This window comes from Brevundimonas sp. EU05-FHT14B07 (assembly GCF_058790795.1).
In genome coordinates this window covers 101,502-115,614 of record NZ_JBYTCZ010000004.1, presented here as the reverse complement: position 1 = coordinate 115,614, position 14,113 = coordinate 101,502, and the positions used below count along the sequence as shown (strand labels likewise).

The 14,113-nt window shown below is 66.0% G+C and carries 16 protein-coding genes; 10 read left to right on the top strand and 6 right to left on the bottom strand.

The window, feature by feature from the left end:
- Window positions 1–4 precede the first annotated feature (4 nt).
- Window positions 5–1,096 carry an NAD(P)-dependent alcohol dehydrogenase gene (locus AC3WRC_RS10965; protein ID WP_492303864.1) on the bottom strand — a complete coding sequence of 364 codons (1,092 nt, stop codon included), beginning with the start codon at window positions 1,094–1,096 and terminating at the stop codon, window positions 5–7.
- Between the two features lie 65 nt (window positions 1,097–1,161).
- Complete coding sequence (locus AC3WRC_RS10960; protein WP_066625141.1) at window positions 1,162–1,425, bottom strand: hypothetical protein; 264 nt, start codon at window positions 1,423–1,425, stop codon at window positions 1,162–1,164.
- Window positions 1,426–1,571: 146 nt separating this feature from the next.
- Between AC3WRC_RS10960 and AC3WRC_RS10955 the strand changes: the two genes are divergently transcribed.
- A complete protein-coding gene (locus tag AC3WRC_RS10955) occupies window positions 1,572–2,072 on the top strand; it encodes a hypothetical protein (protein ID WP_492303863.1) in 501 nt (166 codons plus the stop codon).
- A 6-nt stretch (window positions 2,073–2,078) separates the two neighbouring features.
- Here AC3WRC_RS10955 and AC3WRC_RS10950 read toward each other — a convergent pair whose 3' ends face one another.
- The 3 genes from AC3WRC_RS10950 to AC3WRC_RS10940 form a co-directional block, all read right to left on the bottom strand.
- On the bottom strand, window positions 2,079–2,714 hold the full coding sequence (locus AC3WRC_RS10950; protein WP_492303862.1) for a glutathione S-transferase family protein: 636 nt from the start codon (window positions 2,712–2,714) through the stop codon (window positions 2,079–2,081).
- Between the two features lie 48 nt (window positions 2,715–2,762).
- On the bottom strand, window positions 2,763–3,812 hold the full coding sequence (locus AC3WRC_RS10945) for a ribonucleotide-diphosphate reductase subunit beta (RefSeq protein WP_055754647.1): 1,050 nt from the start codon (window positions 3,810–3,812) through the stop codon (window positions 2,763–2,765).
- 185 nt (window positions 3,813–3,997) lie between these two features.
- Entirely contained in the window at window positions 3,998–6,136 is a 2,139-nt protein-coding gene (locus AC3WRC_RS10940; protein ID WP_492303861.1) for a response regulator, read from the bottom strand.
- A 117-nt stretch (window positions 6,137–6,253) separates the two neighbouring features.
- Here AC3WRC_RS10940 and AC3WRC_RS10935 point away from each other — a divergent pair, with 117 nt between their 5' ends.
- From AC3WRC_RS10935 to AC3WRC_RS10910, 6 genes are all read left to right on the top strand, one after another.
- Window positions 6,254–7,042, top strand: a complete 789-nt coding sequence (locus tag AC3WRC_RS10935; protein ID WP_055754649.1) for a nucleotidyltransferase family protein — start codon at window positions 6,254–6,256, stop codon at window positions 7,040–7,042.
- Between the two features lie 13 nt (window positions 7,043–7,055).
- On the top strand, window positions 7,056–7,829 hold the full coding sequence (locus tag AC3WRC_RS10930) for a metallophosphoesterase family protein (RefSeq protein WP_185225515.1): 774 nt from the start codon (window positions 7,056–7,058) through the stop codon (window positions 7,827–7,829).
- A 79-nt stretch (window positions 7,830–7,908) separates the two neighbouring features.
- The gene (locus AC3WRC_RS10925; protein ID WP_492303860.1) at window positions 7,909–8,355 is read left to right on the top strand and encodes a translation initiation factor IF-2; all 447 of its coding nucleotides are present in this window, start codon (window positions 7,909–7,911) and stop codon (window positions 8,353–8,355) included.
- Between the two features lie 80 nt (window positions 8,356–8,435).
- Complete coding sequence (locus tag AC3WRC_RS10920) at window positions 8,436–9,047, top strand: hypothetical protein (protein WP_492303859.1); 612 nt, start codon at window positions 8,436–8,438, stop codon at window positions 9,045–9,047.
- A 196-nt stretch (window positions 9,048–9,243) separates the two neighbouring features.
- On the top strand, window positions 9,244–9,876 hold the full coding sequence (locus AC3WRC_RS10915; RefSeq protein WP_492303858.1) for a LysE family translocator: 633 nt from the start codon (window positions 9,244–9,246) through the stop codon (window positions 9,874–9,876).
- A 99-nt stretch (window positions 9,877–9,975) separates the two neighbouring features.
- The gene (locus tag AC3WRC_RS10910) at window positions 9,976–10,548 is read left to right on the top strand and encodes a CC0125/CC1285 family lipoprotein (RefSeq protein WP_026108394.1); all 573 of its coding nucleotides are present in this window, start codon (window positions 9,976–9,978) and stop codon (window positions 10,546–10,548) included.
- Between the two features lie 43 nt (window positions 10,549–10,591).
- Here the strand turns inward: AC3WRC_RS10910 and AC3WRC_RS10905 are convergent, their stop codons facing one another.
- Window positions 10,592–11,359 carry a DUF6065 family protein gene (locus tag AC3WRC_RS10905; RefSeq protein WP_156146787.1) on the bottom strand — a complete coding sequence of 256 codons (768 nt, stop codon included), beginning with the start codon at window positions 11,357–11,359 and terminating at the stop codon, window positions 10,592–10,594.
- A 37-nt stretch (window positions 11,360–11,396) separates the two neighbouring features.
- On the opposite strand from AC3WRC_RS10905, the gene AC3WRC_RS10900 reads away from it, so the two are divergent.
- The 3 genes from AC3WRC_RS10900 to AC3WRC_RS10890 all read left to right on the top strand — a co-directional run bounded on the left by AC3WRC_RS10900 (window position 11,397) and on the right by AC3WRC_RS10890 (window position 14,107).
- Window positions 11,397–11,915 (top strand): prolyl-tRNA synthetase associated domain-containing protein, encoded by a 519-nt coding sequence (locus AC3WRC_RS10900; protein ID WP_492303857.1) that lies wholly within the window; start codon window positions 11,397–11,399, stop codon window positions 11,913–11,915.
- A 563-nt stretch (window positions 11,916–12,478) separates the two neighbouring features.
- The gene (trxA, locus tag AC3WRC_RS10895) at window positions 12,479–13,396 is read left to right on the top strand and encodes a thioredoxin (RefSeq protein ID WP_492303856.1); all 918 of its coding nucleotides are present in this window, start codon (window positions 12,479–12,481) and stop codon (window positions 13,394–13,396) included.
- 54 nt (window positions 13,397–13,450) lie between these two features.
- Window positions 13,451–14,107 (top strand): LON peptidase substrate-binding domain-containing protein, encoded by a 657-nt coding sequence (locus tag AC3WRC_RS10890; protein ID WP_492303855.1) that lies wholly within the window; start codon window positions 13,451–13,453, stop codon window positions 14,105–14,107.
- Window positions 14,108–14,113: the final 6 nt, after the last annotated feature.

The window sequence follows — 14,113 nt, the reverse complement described above, 5'->3', positions numbered from 1 at the left end:
GCGATCAGGCCGCCTTCAGGGTCGCCATGTCGATGACGTAGCGGTAGCGCGCCTCGCCGTTCTCGACCTTCACATAGGCGTCGTTGATCTCGGCGATGTCGATCATTTCGACCTCGGGGGCCACGCCGTTGGCGGCGCAGAAGTCCAGCACGTCCTGGGTTTCCTGAAGATTGCCGATCAAGGAGCCGCCGACCGTCTGGCGTTTGAAGGCCAGTTTGGAGTTGTCGACCCCATCCACGACATCGAGATTGCCCACGACGATGAAGGCCGCATCGCGCTTCATCAGGTCCAGCAGGGCGCCGATCTCGTGCTTCTCGGGCACGGTGGACAGGATGAAGTCGAACGTTCCCGCTAGGGGCGCCAGGGCCGTCTTGTCCGTCTCGATATGGGCCGCGTCGGCGCCCAGCCGCTTGGCGTCCTCGATCTTTTCGGGCGTCGAAGTCAGGACGGTCACTTCCGCCCCCAGAGCCTTGGCCAGCTTGGCCGCCATATGGCCCAGACCGCCAAAGCCCAGGACGACGACCTTATCCCCCGCCTTGACGCCCCAGTGTTTCAGCGGCGACCAGGTGGTCACGCCGGCGCACAGGATGGGCGCGGCCGCCTTGAGGTCCAGGCCTTCGGGGATGCGCAACACGAAATCCTCGGGCACGACCACCACATCGGAATAGCCGCCGTAGGTATTGTCCCGGCCGTACATGTTGGCGCCGTCTTCTGTCTCGGTCGCTGGCGTCATGGGGCCGTTATAGGTCGCCAACCAGCTGTTCGGACCCTCGCAGTAGTTCTGATCGCCGGCGCTGCAGGCCTCACATTGGCGGCAGCTGTCGATCATGCAGCCGACGCCGACCAGATCGCCTTCCTTGAAGCGCGAGGTCTCGGCGCCCGCCTGTTTGACCCGCCCGACGATCTCGTGGCCCGGTACGCACGGATAGACCGTATTGGCCCATTCGTTTTTGACCTGGTGGATGTCGGAGTGGCAGACGCCGGCGTAAAGAACCTCGATCACCAGCTCGTTGGGCTTGGGATCGTCGCGCTCGAACGTCATGGGCTCGAGCTTGGACCGGGAGGTCTTTGCGCCGTAACCGATTGATTGGAACATGAAAGTCTCCGGGGGCAAGGGGATGTTGCCGCAATCCCCCGCGCTCGAAGACGTTCCAGCGTCGCCTATTCCAGACCGTCGTCGGACACGACGAAGGGCCGGTTCTCCGCCTTGGCCTGGGCCGCCAGCTCCTCCTGGACCAGATGCCAGCGCCGCAGCCGCTCATAGTCGATGGCGTGCTCGGGCGAGGCGTCCAGCCAGTGACGGAAGTCCTCGACCTGAAGCCTGGCGTCTGCGGCGGTCGTATCGGGCAGGGCCGGCACGTTCGGCAACTGGCGCGCGACATCCGCAGGAATGGGGAAGTCGCCGGACGCGGTGCTCAGGATCATCGGTCTTCTCGGATAGGCTGCGGTCGGGAGAGATCGACCATGACGCGAAGCCGAGCCTTTCGCCACCTTTTCATCGCTGCGGCGTTGTGCAGCAGTATCACAATGGCCAAGCTGCGTAGGGCGCCTTGGCCTCGGGAGAGACAGTCATGATCGTTCGCACCGCCGTCGCCGCCGCCCTGCTGGCCGCCGCCCTGACCGCGCCCGTCGCCGCCCAGACGACGACGGCGCCAGCGACCGCCGACCCCTATCGCGATCAGCGCGCCCTGCCCGACCCGGCCGATCCCGCCAGCCGCGACGCCCTGCTGAAGGCGCGGGGCGAGGCCTATCATCGCGCCAGCGACGCCCAGCAGACCGAAGAGGAACTGCGCACCACCCGCGCTCTGAACGACGAGATCGCCGCCCAGAACGCGCTGGCCGACAAGACCGACGCCGACAACCGGCTGAACTACGACGCCGCCCTGGCCCGTCATCAGATCGAGGTCAGCCAGGCCGAGGAACAGGCGCGCGCCGCCGCCGAGACCGCCCGCTTGGCCCAGGAGAAATACGACCGCGACTATGCCGCCTGGCAGGAACAGGTGCGACTGTGCCGCACGGGTTTCCGCCCCGCCTGCACCGCCCGACCGGCGTGGGTCGCGCCGGCGCAGTAAACGTCATCAGTCCGCCTTGGCTTTCGCCTCGGCGATCAGCGCGTCGTCGATTTCGCGGGCGCGCACAGCGGCCGGGCGTGTCGTGATCCGTTCGGCATAAGCCGTGAAGGCCGACCGTTCAGGCAGGCTCTTGAACATCAGCCCCCAGGCGATCTGACTGCCGACGTAGACATCGGCGGCGCTGAACCGCTCGCCAAGGATCCACGGACTGCGATCCAGCGCATGTTCCAGCCCGTCGATCACCTGATCGAACGAGCCGTAGCCGACCATGGCAGACTTCTCGGGCGGCGGCAGTTGGCCCAGAGACTTGGCCGTCACCGCCGCCTCGACCGGCCCGGCGGCGAAGAACATCCAGCGATAATAAAGGCCGCGCAGCGGATCGTCCGTCGACGGCGCCAGGCCGGCTTCAGGAAAGGCGTCGGCTAGATAGGCGCAGACTGCGGCGCATTCGGTCACGACGAAGCCGCGATGGGCGATGGCCGGCACCTTTCCCATCGGATTGATCGCCAGATAGTCCGGCGACTTCATCGCCGCATAGTCGACCACGACGGTGCGATAGGGCTGGCCCGCCTCCTCCAGCATCCAGCGGACGATGCGTCCGCGCGACATGGGGTTGGTGTAGAAGACGATCTCTTCGCTCATGGCGTGCTCTCCCTTTCGGGAGAGCCTACGCCTGAACCGGCCGGGGTGTCAGCCCGCGACCAGGCTCATGTCGCGGCGCGCCATCATGCGGTCGAACTCGGTCCAGACGCCGTCGGCGCCGTGCCAGTTTCCTTGCGTCGCCGCCTTGGAATATTCGGTAGCGCGGGCCTCGAAGAAGTTGGCGTGTTCAACGCCGCTGAGAAGCGACTGCAGCCACGGCAGCGGATTTTCCGTCACCCCATAGACTTCCGGCAGCTTCAGCTGACGCAGGCGCCAGTCGGCGATGAAGCGGATGTATTGTTTGATGTCGTCCGGCGTCATGCCCTGGACCGAGCCCATCTCGAAGGCCAGGTCGATGAACTTGTCCTCCATGTTCACCACCGTCTTGCAGCAGTCGACGATGTCGTCCGCGACCGACTTGGTGACGGCCCCCGTCTCCTTGTTGAAGGCGTGATACAGCTTGATGATGCCTTCGCAGTGCAGGCTCTCGTCGCGCACCGACCAGGACACGATCTGGCCCATGCCCTTCATCTTGTTCTGGCGCGGGAAGTTCATCAGCATGGCGAAGGACGCGAACAGCTGAACGCCTTCCGAGAAGCCGCCGAACATGGCCAGGGTCCGGCAGATGTCGGCGTCGGAATCCACGCCGAACTTGCCCATATAGTCGTGCTTGTCCCGCATGGCCTCGTATTCCATGAAGGACCCGAACTCACTCTCGGGCATGCCGATGGTTTCGAGCAGCAGGGCGTAGGCCGCGATATGGATGGTCTCCATATTGCCGAAGGCGGCCAGCATCATCTTCACCTCGGTCGGTTTGAACACCCGGCCGTAGCGCTCCATATAGTTGTCCTGAACCTCGATGTCCGCCTGGGTGAAGAAGCGGAAGATCTGGGTCAGCAGGTTGCGTTCGCCGTCGTTCAGGGTCGAGGCCCAGTCCTTGATGTCCTCGCCCAGCGGCACTTCTTCCGGCATCCAGTGGACCTGCTGCTGCTTCTTCCACATGTCGAACGCCCACGGATAGCGGAACGGCTTGTAGGCGGCCGACGGGGTCAGAAGACCGGCGCGCTCGGGGAGGATGATCGGAGTGATGGCGTTCATCGAACTGGACCTGAGGGCGATTCTGAAGATGCGTTCACCATGCGATTTGAAGACGTCGGCGCCAAGTCAAAATAGGTCTATGTTGCGATCACAATTTATCGCGACCGCTAGATGTTGTGTCCGTGCCGCACATTCTTGGGGACGGGCCTGGGGACGGGCCTGGGGATGAAGCCGCACCCGAAGGCTCAGGCGGCTTGGGCGTCCAGGCGAGACGCGGCGGCGCTCAGCGTCTCGTCGATGGCGGCGTAGAGCTTGGCCTGGGTCACCGGCTTGGCCAGATGACCGTCCATCCCGGCGGACAGGCACCGTGCGGCGTCTTCGGGCATGGCCTCGGCGGTGACGGCCAGGATCGGCGTTCGGCTGGCGGGATCGGCCAGGGCGCGGATCGCACGGCTGGCGGCCAGACCATCCATCACGGGCATGCGCACATCCATCAGGATCAGATCGAAAGCCTCGGCCGAGGCGGCGTTCACCGCCTCGCGCCCATCGCAGGCCTCGGCGGTATCGCAATCGGCGGCCTGCAGCATGATGCGCAGCAGATCCCGATTGGCCGGGTGGTCGTCGACGATCAGCACCCGCATACGGCGGCTGTCCAGCGGCGCGCCGCCGTCCGTCTCTACGGGGGCCACGAGGGGCGCCTCGATCTCCAAGGTGAAGGTCGAGCCCTGCCACTGGACGCTTTCGACGACGATGGTTCCGTTCAGGCGCTCGGCATGGCTCTTGGCCAGAGCCAGGCCGACGCCCGCCCCCTCATGCGCGCGGCTGGTGGAGGCGTCCGCCTGTTCGAACAGGCGGAACACGCCCGCCAGGGTTTCGGCGTCCATGCCGCAGCCGGTATCGGAAACGGCGATCCGCAGCCGGTCGTCGGTCCGATCGACCGTGACGGTCACGCCCCCGCGCGTCGTGAATTTCGAGGCGTTCAGCGTCAGGTGATGCAGGATCTGGCGAAGCCGCCGCATGTCGGTCAGCACCCAGCCCTCGGCCTCCGGCGCGATGTGCAGATCGAACGACAGGCTGCGGATCTCGGCCCACTCGCGCGCCGGCGCCACGGCGTCCTGGATCAGGGCGCGCAGATCGGCGGGCTTCAGCACGACCTCGTCGCCCCCGCGCGAAATCTCCAGCAAGTCCTCGACCAGACGCAGCATGGATTCGCCGCACTGGCGCACCGCATTGACCTGCCGATGGCCCTCGGCGTCCAGGCTGGTCGAGCGCGACAGCAGGTCGGCATAGCCGGTGACCCCGGTCAGAGGCGTGCGCATCTCGTGGCTCATCAAGGCCAGGAAGCGCGACTTCGCCTCGTCGGCGCGCTTGGCCCGGGCCAGGGCGTCCAGGGCCGCCGCCGTGCGCGCCCGCAGACGCGCCGTCAGCCGCCGACGCTCGGTCGATAGGGTGGTGATGGGCAGGACCGACCCGACGACGCACAGCAAGAACAGATGAAACACATTCATCTGGCGCATCACTTCGGGCAGGGCCGCCAGAACCGGATCGGACGGCAGGCGGGTCAGCACGACCGGCCCATGCCCGCTCAGCGTGGCGGCGCCGCCAATGGCCGCGACCAGCACCACCGCGCAGGCGGTCGTGGGCGGGCACAGCCGGAAGGCCAGAAGGATCAGCGGCGGAAACACCGCGAACATCACCGGCGCCGACGACTGGGTGAAGGCCCAAAGCGTGACGCCGCCGACCAGCACCAGCAGGGCGGCCGCCTCCGTCATCGTGGCCTGGGCGTCGTCCCGGAAACGGTGATTGCGCGCCAGCAGCAGCAGGGACGGCGTGACGATCATCATCGCCAGCAGCTCCATGTCGAACAGGTGGTGCATCCGGAACGCCAGAGTTCCCGGCACCTTCCAGCTCATCAGCACAGCGAACGCGCCCGCCAGCAGGGTGCTGATCAAGACGGCCGGAACGGCGGCGAAGACGGCGAAACGGAACAGACGCCAAGGCCGGCGCATGTCCAGCGCGGCCCCGCAGACCCGGCGCGCCAACACGGCGGCGACGCAGACCTGCGTCAGGTTCAGGGCGACATTGGTGAACATCATCACGCCGGGATCGCCGCGCACGATGTTGCTGACCAGATTGACGGCGGCGCAGGCGAGCATGACTCCGATGGCCTGGCGACGATGAAGCTGAAGGACGGCGGCCAGAAGCACCGCATTGGCCGGCCACAGAACCGTGGCGCCGAAGGCATGCATGCTCCACTGGGCGACCGACAGGCATAGGGCGAACAGCGCCACATAGGCGTAGGGCGACGGTCCAGCCGCGCGGCCGGCCTCGTGACGGAAAAACCGCCAGCGCCCGCCTTCTGCGTTCACCCACTTCAGTCCCATGACGTAACGGTGACACGCAGGGGTTAAGGATCCTGTAGCGGCCGACCTAGGTAGGATTGCGGAACCGCCGTTCAGCGTCGCCGTTTACTCGCCCTTGCCAGCGAAGGGCCCCAGCCAATGTCAGACGTGATCGCCGAACCGACCTTCGAGCCGCCGGCGGACGCCCTGGCCTTCTATGAAGAGAGCCTGCGCCTGCTCAAAGAGAGCGGCATTCCCTTCCTGTTGTCGGGCACCTATGCGGTCACGGCCTACACCGGCATCCGTCGTCCGACCAAGGATTTGGACGTCTTCTGCAAGCCTGGCGACTACCCCCGCATCCTGGCCTTCTTCCAGAAGCACGGCTACCGCACCGACGTCGAGGACGAGCGCTGGATCGCCAAGGTCTGGAAGGACGAGAAACACTTCTTCGACGTCATCTTCGCCATGTCCAACGGCACCATCGCCGTGTCCGACAGCTGGTTCAGCGAGGACCGGATCACCGTCTATGGCCATCAGGTCCAGATCACCCCGCCCACAGCGCTGATCCTGTCCAAGGTCTTCATTCAGGACCGCTACCGCTATGACGGGGCCGATGTGAACCACGTTATCCTGAAACAGTCCGACGCCATCGACTGGAAGAGCCTGCTGGACCAGATGGACCTGTATTGGGAGGTGCTGGCGGCGCATCTGCTGAACTTCCGCTTCGCCTATCCAACCGAGCGCGACCGGATTCCGCGCTGGCTGATGGAAGAACTGGTCCAGCGACTGACGGCCCAGATCGATCTGCCGGCGCCGCGTGTGAAGGTTTGTCGCGGCCGGCTGTTCAGCCCGCGCGACTATGTCGCCGACGTCGCCGAATGGGGCTTTGGCGACGTGGTGGGCAAGGGGCTGGAGGAACGCCACGACCCCGTCAACCTGGGCCACTGAAAGGTAAGCCGCCATGACCGACGCCGTCCCCGATCCCCAGACGACCCAACCCGGCCTGGAGCCCGGCCCCGCCAAGACGCTGCGCGTCGCCGCCGTCGGCGACCTTCATGTCGGCGAGACCACCGAGCATCGCTATCGCGACCTGTTCGAACGGGTGTCGGACGATGCGGACGTGCTGTGCCTTTGCGGCGACCTGACCAACTACGGCAAGACGCCCGAGGTCGAGCGGCTGCTTGAGGATCTCAAGCTTTGCAAAATCCCGATGGTCGGCGTGCTGGGCAATCATGAGCACGAGTGCGGCCAGCCCGAGGTCGTCACCAAGATGCTGACCGACGCCGGGGTCAAGATGCTGACCGGCGAGGCCTATGAGATCGACGGCGTCGGCTTTGCGGGCGGCAAGGGGTTCGTCGGCGGCTTCGGCCGCTACATGCTCTCCTCGTTTGGCGAGGCCTCGATCAAGCGTTTCGTGCAGGAGGCCGTCGAGGACGCCAATCTGATCGAAAACTCGATCCGCATGCTGCGCACCGAACGCTCGGTCGTGCTGCTGCACTATGCGCCCGTGGTCGAGACGGTGATGGGCGAGCCGCCCGAAATCCACGCCTTCCTGGGGTCGTCGCGCCTGGCCGAGACCATTGATCGCTACGACAACGTCCGTCTGGTCGTTCACGGCCATGCCCATCGCGGCGGACCGGAGGGACGCACCACCAAGGGCACGCCCGTCTATAATGTGGCCCTGCCGGTACTGAAGACCCTGGGCGACAAGCCTTATCGGGTCTTTGAAATCTGACCGGACTGTAGGAGGGTGCGGCCGGGGCTGGGATGCAGCCTCGTTCGGGGCCGCAAGGCGGCCCGTCGTGGAGTTTCCGATGCGCCTTCTGTCTTCCGCCGCGGCCGTCGCCGTCCTGGCCCTGACCACCCCCGCCTTCGCCGCCGGTCAGGCCGCTGCGCCTGCGCCGCAGGCCGCTCCGGCGCCCGCCCAAGAAGCGGACAGCCCCGAGGAAGCCGCCTTCGAGGCCAAGGCGGAAGCTTTCCAGGAGCGCATGGAAGCCATGGCGACCGAAATGCAGGCCGCTACCGCTCAAGCCGACAAGGCCAAGGCCAAGTCCGATTTGGACGCCGTGCAGGCCAAGTATCAGCCCGAGGTCGACGCCTTCGCCCAAGATGTCCAGACGTTCGCCGTCAGCAGCGGCCAGGCGACGCCCGAGCAGCTCGCGCCGGCGATCCAGCAGATCAAGGGCATTCCTGCCGATGTTCGAGGCAAGATCGACGCCGCCGCTGCAGCGGCGGCCGCAGCCCCGGCCCAACCGCAGTAAGCCGAGCCTTACCGCGATTTCACTTGAGACGGGGCGGCTGAGGGCGGAGTTTGAGCGGGTCATTCAACGGGAGCCGTCCCATGATCCGCCTGCTCAGCCTGACCGCCGCCCTGGCGCTCGCGCCCCTCTCCTCGGCCTTGGCGCAGACCCCCGCGCCTGCCTCCACGCCGGCTTCGGCTCCGGCTTCCGCTGAAGCCGCCGAAGCCCGCATGGAAGCCGCCGCCGAGGCTTTCGAAGCGCGCATGGAGACCTTTGGCGAACGCGCCGAGGCGATTTCCGAAGACGAAAGCCTGAGCGAGGCCGAACGCGGCCGTCGCATCGCCGCCCTGTGGTCGGACTATGCGCCCGATGTCGCCGCCTTCACCGCCGAGACCACGAAACACGCCACCGAAATGGCCGCCCAAGCCCTGAAGGACATCGACGTCGACGCCATTGTCGCTGAGGCGCTGAATGACCCCGAGGTCAAACAGGCGATGGAAGAGGGGATGCAGAAAGGCGTCGTCACCGCCGAAGGCATCGCCCGCAACAGCGCCTGGACCAATCCGACGCCCGAGCAGATGGAGACCTACAGCCTGGTCGCCCAATACGCGCTGGACCAGGCCGCCGACGCCGTCGTCGAGGAGGGCGTCGAAGCGCCCGAGGCCCCGGAAGCGCCCGAACCGCCGGCGCCGCCGGCCCGTCCGGCCGCCTAACGTCTTTATCTCCTCCCCATGCAATGGGGAGGGGGACCGCGCAGCGGTGGAGGGGCTCTTGTAATCGCCCGGATGCGTACTGGCGGTGAAGAACCCCTCCGTCACGGCGCGAAGATGCGCCGCGCCACCTCCCCGCGACGCGGGGAGGAGACAGAGCGCCTTGACCGCGACAGACTAAGCAGCGACATCGCGCCGCATGCCCGCCTTGCCCGTCGATCCGCACCTCTATTCGACCTTCCTCGGCGTCATGGCGGTGATGGCGATCACGCCCGGCCCGGCCAATCTGTTCGCCGTCGCGACCGGCGTTGAGAAGGGCCGCGCCTCGGCCCTGATCGGCGTGCTGGGCATGAACGCCGCGACCCTGGTGTGGTTCGGCGCGGCGGCCTTGGGTCTCGGCGCCCTGGTCAAGGCCTTCCCCGCCGCCTTCAAGGTCATCGCCGTGCTGGGCGCGCTTTATGTCGCCTGGCTGGGGATCAAGGCGCTGCGCGGCGCCTTCGCCACTGCCGCCGATCCCGACGCGGTCGTCGTCAAGAAGGGCCGCAGCGCCCTGATCGACGGGTTCGCCGTCCAGATCGCCAACCCCAAGGCCATCCTGTTTTTCACAGCCGTCCTGCCGCCCTTCATCGACGTGAACCGCCCGGTCGCGCCGCAGATGGCGATGTTCGCCATGGCGGCCATCGGCATGGATATGGTGTCGATGAGCACCTACGCCCTGTCCGGCGCCGCCCTGTCGCGCCGCATGCAGCAACCGCGCTTTCGCAAAGGCTTTGGCGTCTTCGTCGGCCTTTTGCTGATGGTCGCCGCCGTGCTGATCGTTCATCGGCTCTAGACGCCGCGACGCTTCGTCATACAGTGGTCGGGAACGCCTTCGTTCATGCTCCGTTCAGCCGTCAGAGCGCCCGAATGGGCGATCAAGGAGTTTGATGTCATGAAAACCCTCCCCCTGAAGACCCTGGCGGTGACCGTCGCCGCCGGTCTGGCTCTGGCGGCCTGCGCCACCGCCACCCCGTATCAACCCGCAGGCTTCAACGGCCAGCGTGGCGGCTATGCTGAGCAGCGCCTGGAAAACAACCGTTTCCGGGTCAGCTTCTCGGGCAATTCGCTGACGTCGCGCGAACAGGTCGAACAGTCGCTGCTGCTGCGTTCGGCCGAACTGACGGTCGAGAGCGGTTACGACTGGTTCTCCACCGTCAATCGCGCCACCGACCGCGACACCCGCTTCGTGGGTACGCCTGATCCGTTCTATTCGGGCTATAACCGCTTCTACAGCCCCTACTGGGGTCCGTCGTGGCGCTATTACCGCAGCGGCTTCTGGAGCCCATGGGACCGTTACGGCCCGTGGGGCGTTAACGACTTCGACGTCCGCCAGGTCGACCGCTTCGAGGCCAATGCCGAAATCGTCCTGGGCCGCGGCCCCAAACCCGCCAACGACCCCAACGCCTTCGACGCCCGCGAGGTGATCCAGAACCTGGGTCCGCAGGTCACCCGCCCGGCGGCCTGATGCTGAAAGCCCCTCTCCACGGCGTGGAGAGGGGCTTTTTCTTTCATCCCACGCGCGGCGACTTCAGCCGGCGCTTGTTGGAGTGGGTCGCCGGCGCCGTGCCCAGATCTTCCGGCACCTCGCCCTTGAAATAGTAGCGCTGCCACGCCTCCTTGGCCGCATCCGGGTCGCCTCCGGCCAGACGCTGGTTGAAGTCGGTGCGGGCGCGGTTCCAGGCCTCGAACTGACCCTTCATCACCGGGTTGGATTCCAGCGTGCGGATGATCGGCTGGAACTGCTCGACCTTCTTGTGCTCGATCAGATTGATGAAGCAGAAGGGTTCGCCCTTCTCGAAGGTGATCCGCCCCGGCCGGGTGAAGATCCAGTTCATCGTGAAGGGGAAGGGCAGCCAGTCCGTCTCAATCAGGCCGACCAGCGGCTGGATGCCGTCCTTCACATGATTAGGCGACCCCGAACACATCATCCCCCAGCCGGGCGGCGTGCGGAACAGATATTGCGGATGCATGGTCAGCACCCCGCGCGAGAAGTGCGAGGTGACGAAATGGGCCAGATCGTGCTGGGGCCGATCCGGCGTGATGACGATGTCTTCCTGGCGCGGACCGCCGTTCCACTCGGCCGAGAAGCCGAACGGGCACAGGATTTCCCACCCCGTCGTGTTGGCCATGTTCAGCGGCAGGCAGCGATAGGGGTGGCGGCTGATGAAGGCGTCCATCCAGTTACGCGACTGGCGGCCGGGCACGAGGTCCGGCGGGCGGGCCGTCATCGGATAGCATTCCAGTTCCAGCGGGCGCGTGTTGACGGTATCGACCATGACCATTTCCTAACGCCCGAAACCCGACGGCTCAACCATGACTGACGCACCCGCTTTCGACCGCGAGACCCTGACCGTCTGGCTGAAGGCGAACGGCGTGGATCACCTCACCCACGACCACCCGGCCGTCTTTCGGGTCGAGGAAGGGCTGGACCTCAAGGCCGACCTGCCCGGCGCCCACACCAAGAACCTGTTCCTCAAGGATCACAAAGGCCGGCTGTGGCTGATCTCGGCGCGTCAGGACACGGTGATCGACCTGAAACGCGCCGCCGCCGTCATGGGGTCGGGCCGCCTGTCGTTCGGCAACGAGACGCTGATGTGGGAAACGCTGGGCGTCCGCCCCGGCTCGGTCACGGCGCTGGGCCTGATCAACGATACCGACCGCCGCGTCACCTTCGTGCTGGACCAGCGCCTGTGGGACGCCGCCGTCGTCAACTTCCACCCCCTGACCAATACGGCGACCACCGCCCTGGATCAGTCGGCCTTCCGGCGGGTGCTGGCGCTGCTGGGGCGTGAGCCGGTCGTTGTGGATTTCGAGGCTTTGAGGGATATTTGATGCCAGATCGTTGGACAGTAGCAATGTGGGCGCTGGCGATAATCTCACTTGTGGTCGCGATGCTATCTTTCTTGGGAGTGAACAACCTGATCCAAGAGACTTGGGTCTGGGTCACGTCTTCGTACGCATGGTTGCCGCTCGTCGGGCTATCAACCTTCGTCATGTTGCAACGCGGAGTGCGTGAACATCAAACGGCAGTGCTTCAGGGACGCAATGATTGGTACAAGCCCTCATTGGCGCTGAGAGCCTGCCTAAGCCTAGCCATCTTGATCGGCCTAGCGTCATATTTCTGGCAGGCCGGCTAGCCTTGCGTTTGCGCGGTAGTCACCGCTTGACGCCAACCGCTTGAACCTCGCGGCCTAAGCCCCATCTCGCAAATCATGGATCGAGCGCGCGGCGACGAGAGGCGATTTTAGACGAATTAGACGAATTAGACGAATTAGACGGTGTTTTTCACGACTGCCGTCTGAAATCCCGGCGCGATCTTTTCCCGGCTTGATGCCGACGCATCCCGACGCCATCTGAACCGTTGAACCTGACCGATCTCTGCGCGGACCTCGCCCATGACCCTGCTCGACCCGACCCTGACCCCCGACGCCGCCGGCGACCTGATAAAGGAAGGCACCGACGCCTCCTTCATGACCGACGTCATCGAGGCGTCGAAACATCAGCCGGTCATCGTCGACTTCTGGGCCACCTGGTGCGGGCCGTGCCGGACCCTGGGCCCGGCGTTGGAGAAGGCCGTGCGCGCCGCCAAGGGAGCGGTGAAGATGGTCAAGATCGATGTGGACGCCAACCCGGCCTATGCGGGCCAGCTGCGGGTGCAGTCGATCCCGACGGTCTACGCCTTCGTCAACGGCCAGCCGGTCGATGGCTTCCAGGGCGCCATTCCCGACAGTCAGATCAAGGCCTTCATCGACAAGCTGACCGGCGGTCAGGGCGGCTCGACCGAGACGGCGCAACTGCTGGAGCTGGGCGAGGAATCGCTGGGCCTGAACGACTTCGGCGGCGCGGCCCAGGCCTTCGCCCACGTTCTGTCGATCGAGCCTGAGAACGAGAAGGCGATCGCCGGCATGGCGCGGGTCTATCTGGCGGGCGGCGACCCCGAACAGGCGGCGCAGACCATCGCCATGGCGCCGCAGGATTCCAAGGAGCCGACGGTCCAGAGCGTGCGCGCTCAGCTGGCCCTCGCGTCCAAGGTGCCCACCGGCGATCTGGCCGGCGCCTCGGCCGAACTTGAGGCCAAGGTCGCCGCCGATCCGAACGATCATCAGGCGCGTTTCGACCTGGCCGAGGCCCAGAGCGCGGCCGGCGACTTCAAGGGCGCGGTCGACAATCTGCTGGCCATCATCCAGGCCGACCGCGAGTGGAACGATCAGGCGGCCCGCAAACAGTTGCTTGTCATCTTCGAGGCGGCGGGCCTGACCTCGGACGTGTCCAAGGATGGCCGTCGCCGCCTGTCGTCCATTCTGTTTTCGTAAGCGCGATACCACCGGCCTCAAGTCGCCCGAAAGGCGATAGGCCAAGGAGAAGTGATGCCTCAAGGCTATGTCCGCGCCATCGACCTGCCCCAGGTGATCCCGGTGTTCCCGCTGGGCGGGACCATCCTGCTGCCGCGCGGACAGCTGCCGCTGAACATCTTCGAGCCGCGCTATCTGAACATGGTGGACGACGCCATGGCCGGCGACCGGATCATCGGCCTGGTCCAGCCCAAGGGCGGCACGCCGGCCCTGCCCGGCCTGTCGCCGGTCGGCTGCGCGGGTCGGATCACCAGTTTCGCCGAGACTTCCGACGGGCGCTATCTGATCACCCTGACCGGCGTATCGCGGTTCCGCATCGCCGCCGAAATGCCGTCCAAGACCCCCTACCGCCAGGTTCGCGCGGCCTTCGAGGCCTATGAGGACGATCTGGTCTCCCCGCCTGAGGAGCCGGACTTCGACAGGGACGCCTTCCTCGACGCCCTGCGCGCCTATATGGCCCACCGGCTCCTGGACATCGATTGGGAGACGGCCGAGACCGCGCCGATGGAGGCCCTGGTCAACAGCCTGTCGATGGCTCTGCCGTTCGAACCCGCCGAGAAACAGGCGCTGCTGGAGGCCATGGGCCTGATGCCCCGCGCCGAGGCCCTGACCGCCCTGATGCGCATCGACGCCGCTGACGGCGGTGACGACGCCGCGCCGTCCATGCAATAAGCGGCC

Bases quoted from the DNA above. Each gene is read 5' to 3' on its own strand.
- AC3WRC_RS10965 (WP_492303864.1), bottom strand. From the start codon at position 1,096: ATGTTCCAATCAATCGGTTACGGCGCAAAGACCTCCCGGTCCAAGCTC.
- AC3WRC_RS10960 (WP_066625141.1), bottom strand. From the start codon at position 1,425: ATGATCCTGAGCACCGCGTCCGGCGACTTCCCCATTCCTGCGGATGTC.
- AC3WRC_RS10955 (WP_492303863.1), top strand. From the start codon at position 1,572: ATGATCGTTCGCACCGCCGTCGCCGCCGCCCTGCTGGCCGCCGCCCTG.
- AC3WRC_RS10950 (WP_492303862.1), bottom strand. From the start codon at position 2,714: ATGAGCGAAGAGATCGTCTTCTACACCAACCCCATGTCGCGCGGACGC.
- AC3WRC_RS10945 (WP_055754647.1), bottom strand. From the start codon at position 3,812: ATGAACGCCATCACTCCGATCATCCTCCCCGAGCGCGCCGGTCTTCTG.
- AC3WRC_RS10940 (WP_492303861.1), bottom strand. From the start codon at position 6,136: ATGGGACTGAAGTGGGTGAACGCAGAAGGCGGGCGCTGGCGGTTTTTC.
- AC3WRC_RS10935 (WP_055754649.1), top strand. From the start codon at position 6,254: ATGTCAGACGTGATCGCCGAACCGACCTTCGAGCCGCCGGCGGACGCC.
- AC3WRC_RS10930 (WP_185225515.1), top strand. From the start codon at position 7,056: ATGACCGACGCCGTCCCCGATCCCCAGACGACCCAACCCGGCCTGGAG.
- AC3WRC_RS10925 (WP_492303860.1), top strand. From the start codon at position 7,909: ATGCGCCTTCTGTCTTCCGCCGCGGCCGTCGCCGTCCTGGCCCTGACC.
- AC3WRC_RS10920 (WP_492303859.1), top strand. From the start codon at position 8,436: ATGATCCGCCTGCTCAGCCTGACCGCCGCCCTGGCGCTCGCGCCCCTC.
- AC3WRC_RS10915 (WP_492303858.1), top strand. From the start codon at position 9,244: ATGCCCGCCTTGCCCGTCGATCCGCACCTCTATTCGACCTTCCTCGGC.
- AC3WRC_RS10910 (WP_026108394.1), top strand. From the start codon at position 9,976: ATGAAAACCCTCCCCCTGAAGACCCTGGCGGTGACCGTCGCCGCCGGT.
- AC3WRC_RS10905 (WP_156146787.1), bottom strand. From the start codon at position 11,359: ATGGTCGATACCGTCAACACGCGCCCGCTGGAACTGGAATGCTATCCG.
- AC3WRC_RS10900 (WP_492303857.1), top strand. From the start codon at position 11,397: ATGACTGACGCACCCGCTTTCGACCGCGAGACCCTGACCGTCTGGCTG.
- trxA (WP_492303856.1), top strand. From the start codon at position 12,479: ATGACCCTGCTCGACCCGACCCTGACCCCCGACGCCGCCGGCGACCTG.
- AC3WRC_RS10890 (WP_492303855.1), top strand. From the start codon at position 13,451: ATGCCTCAAGGCTATGTCCGCGCCATCGACCTGCCCCAGGTGATCCCG.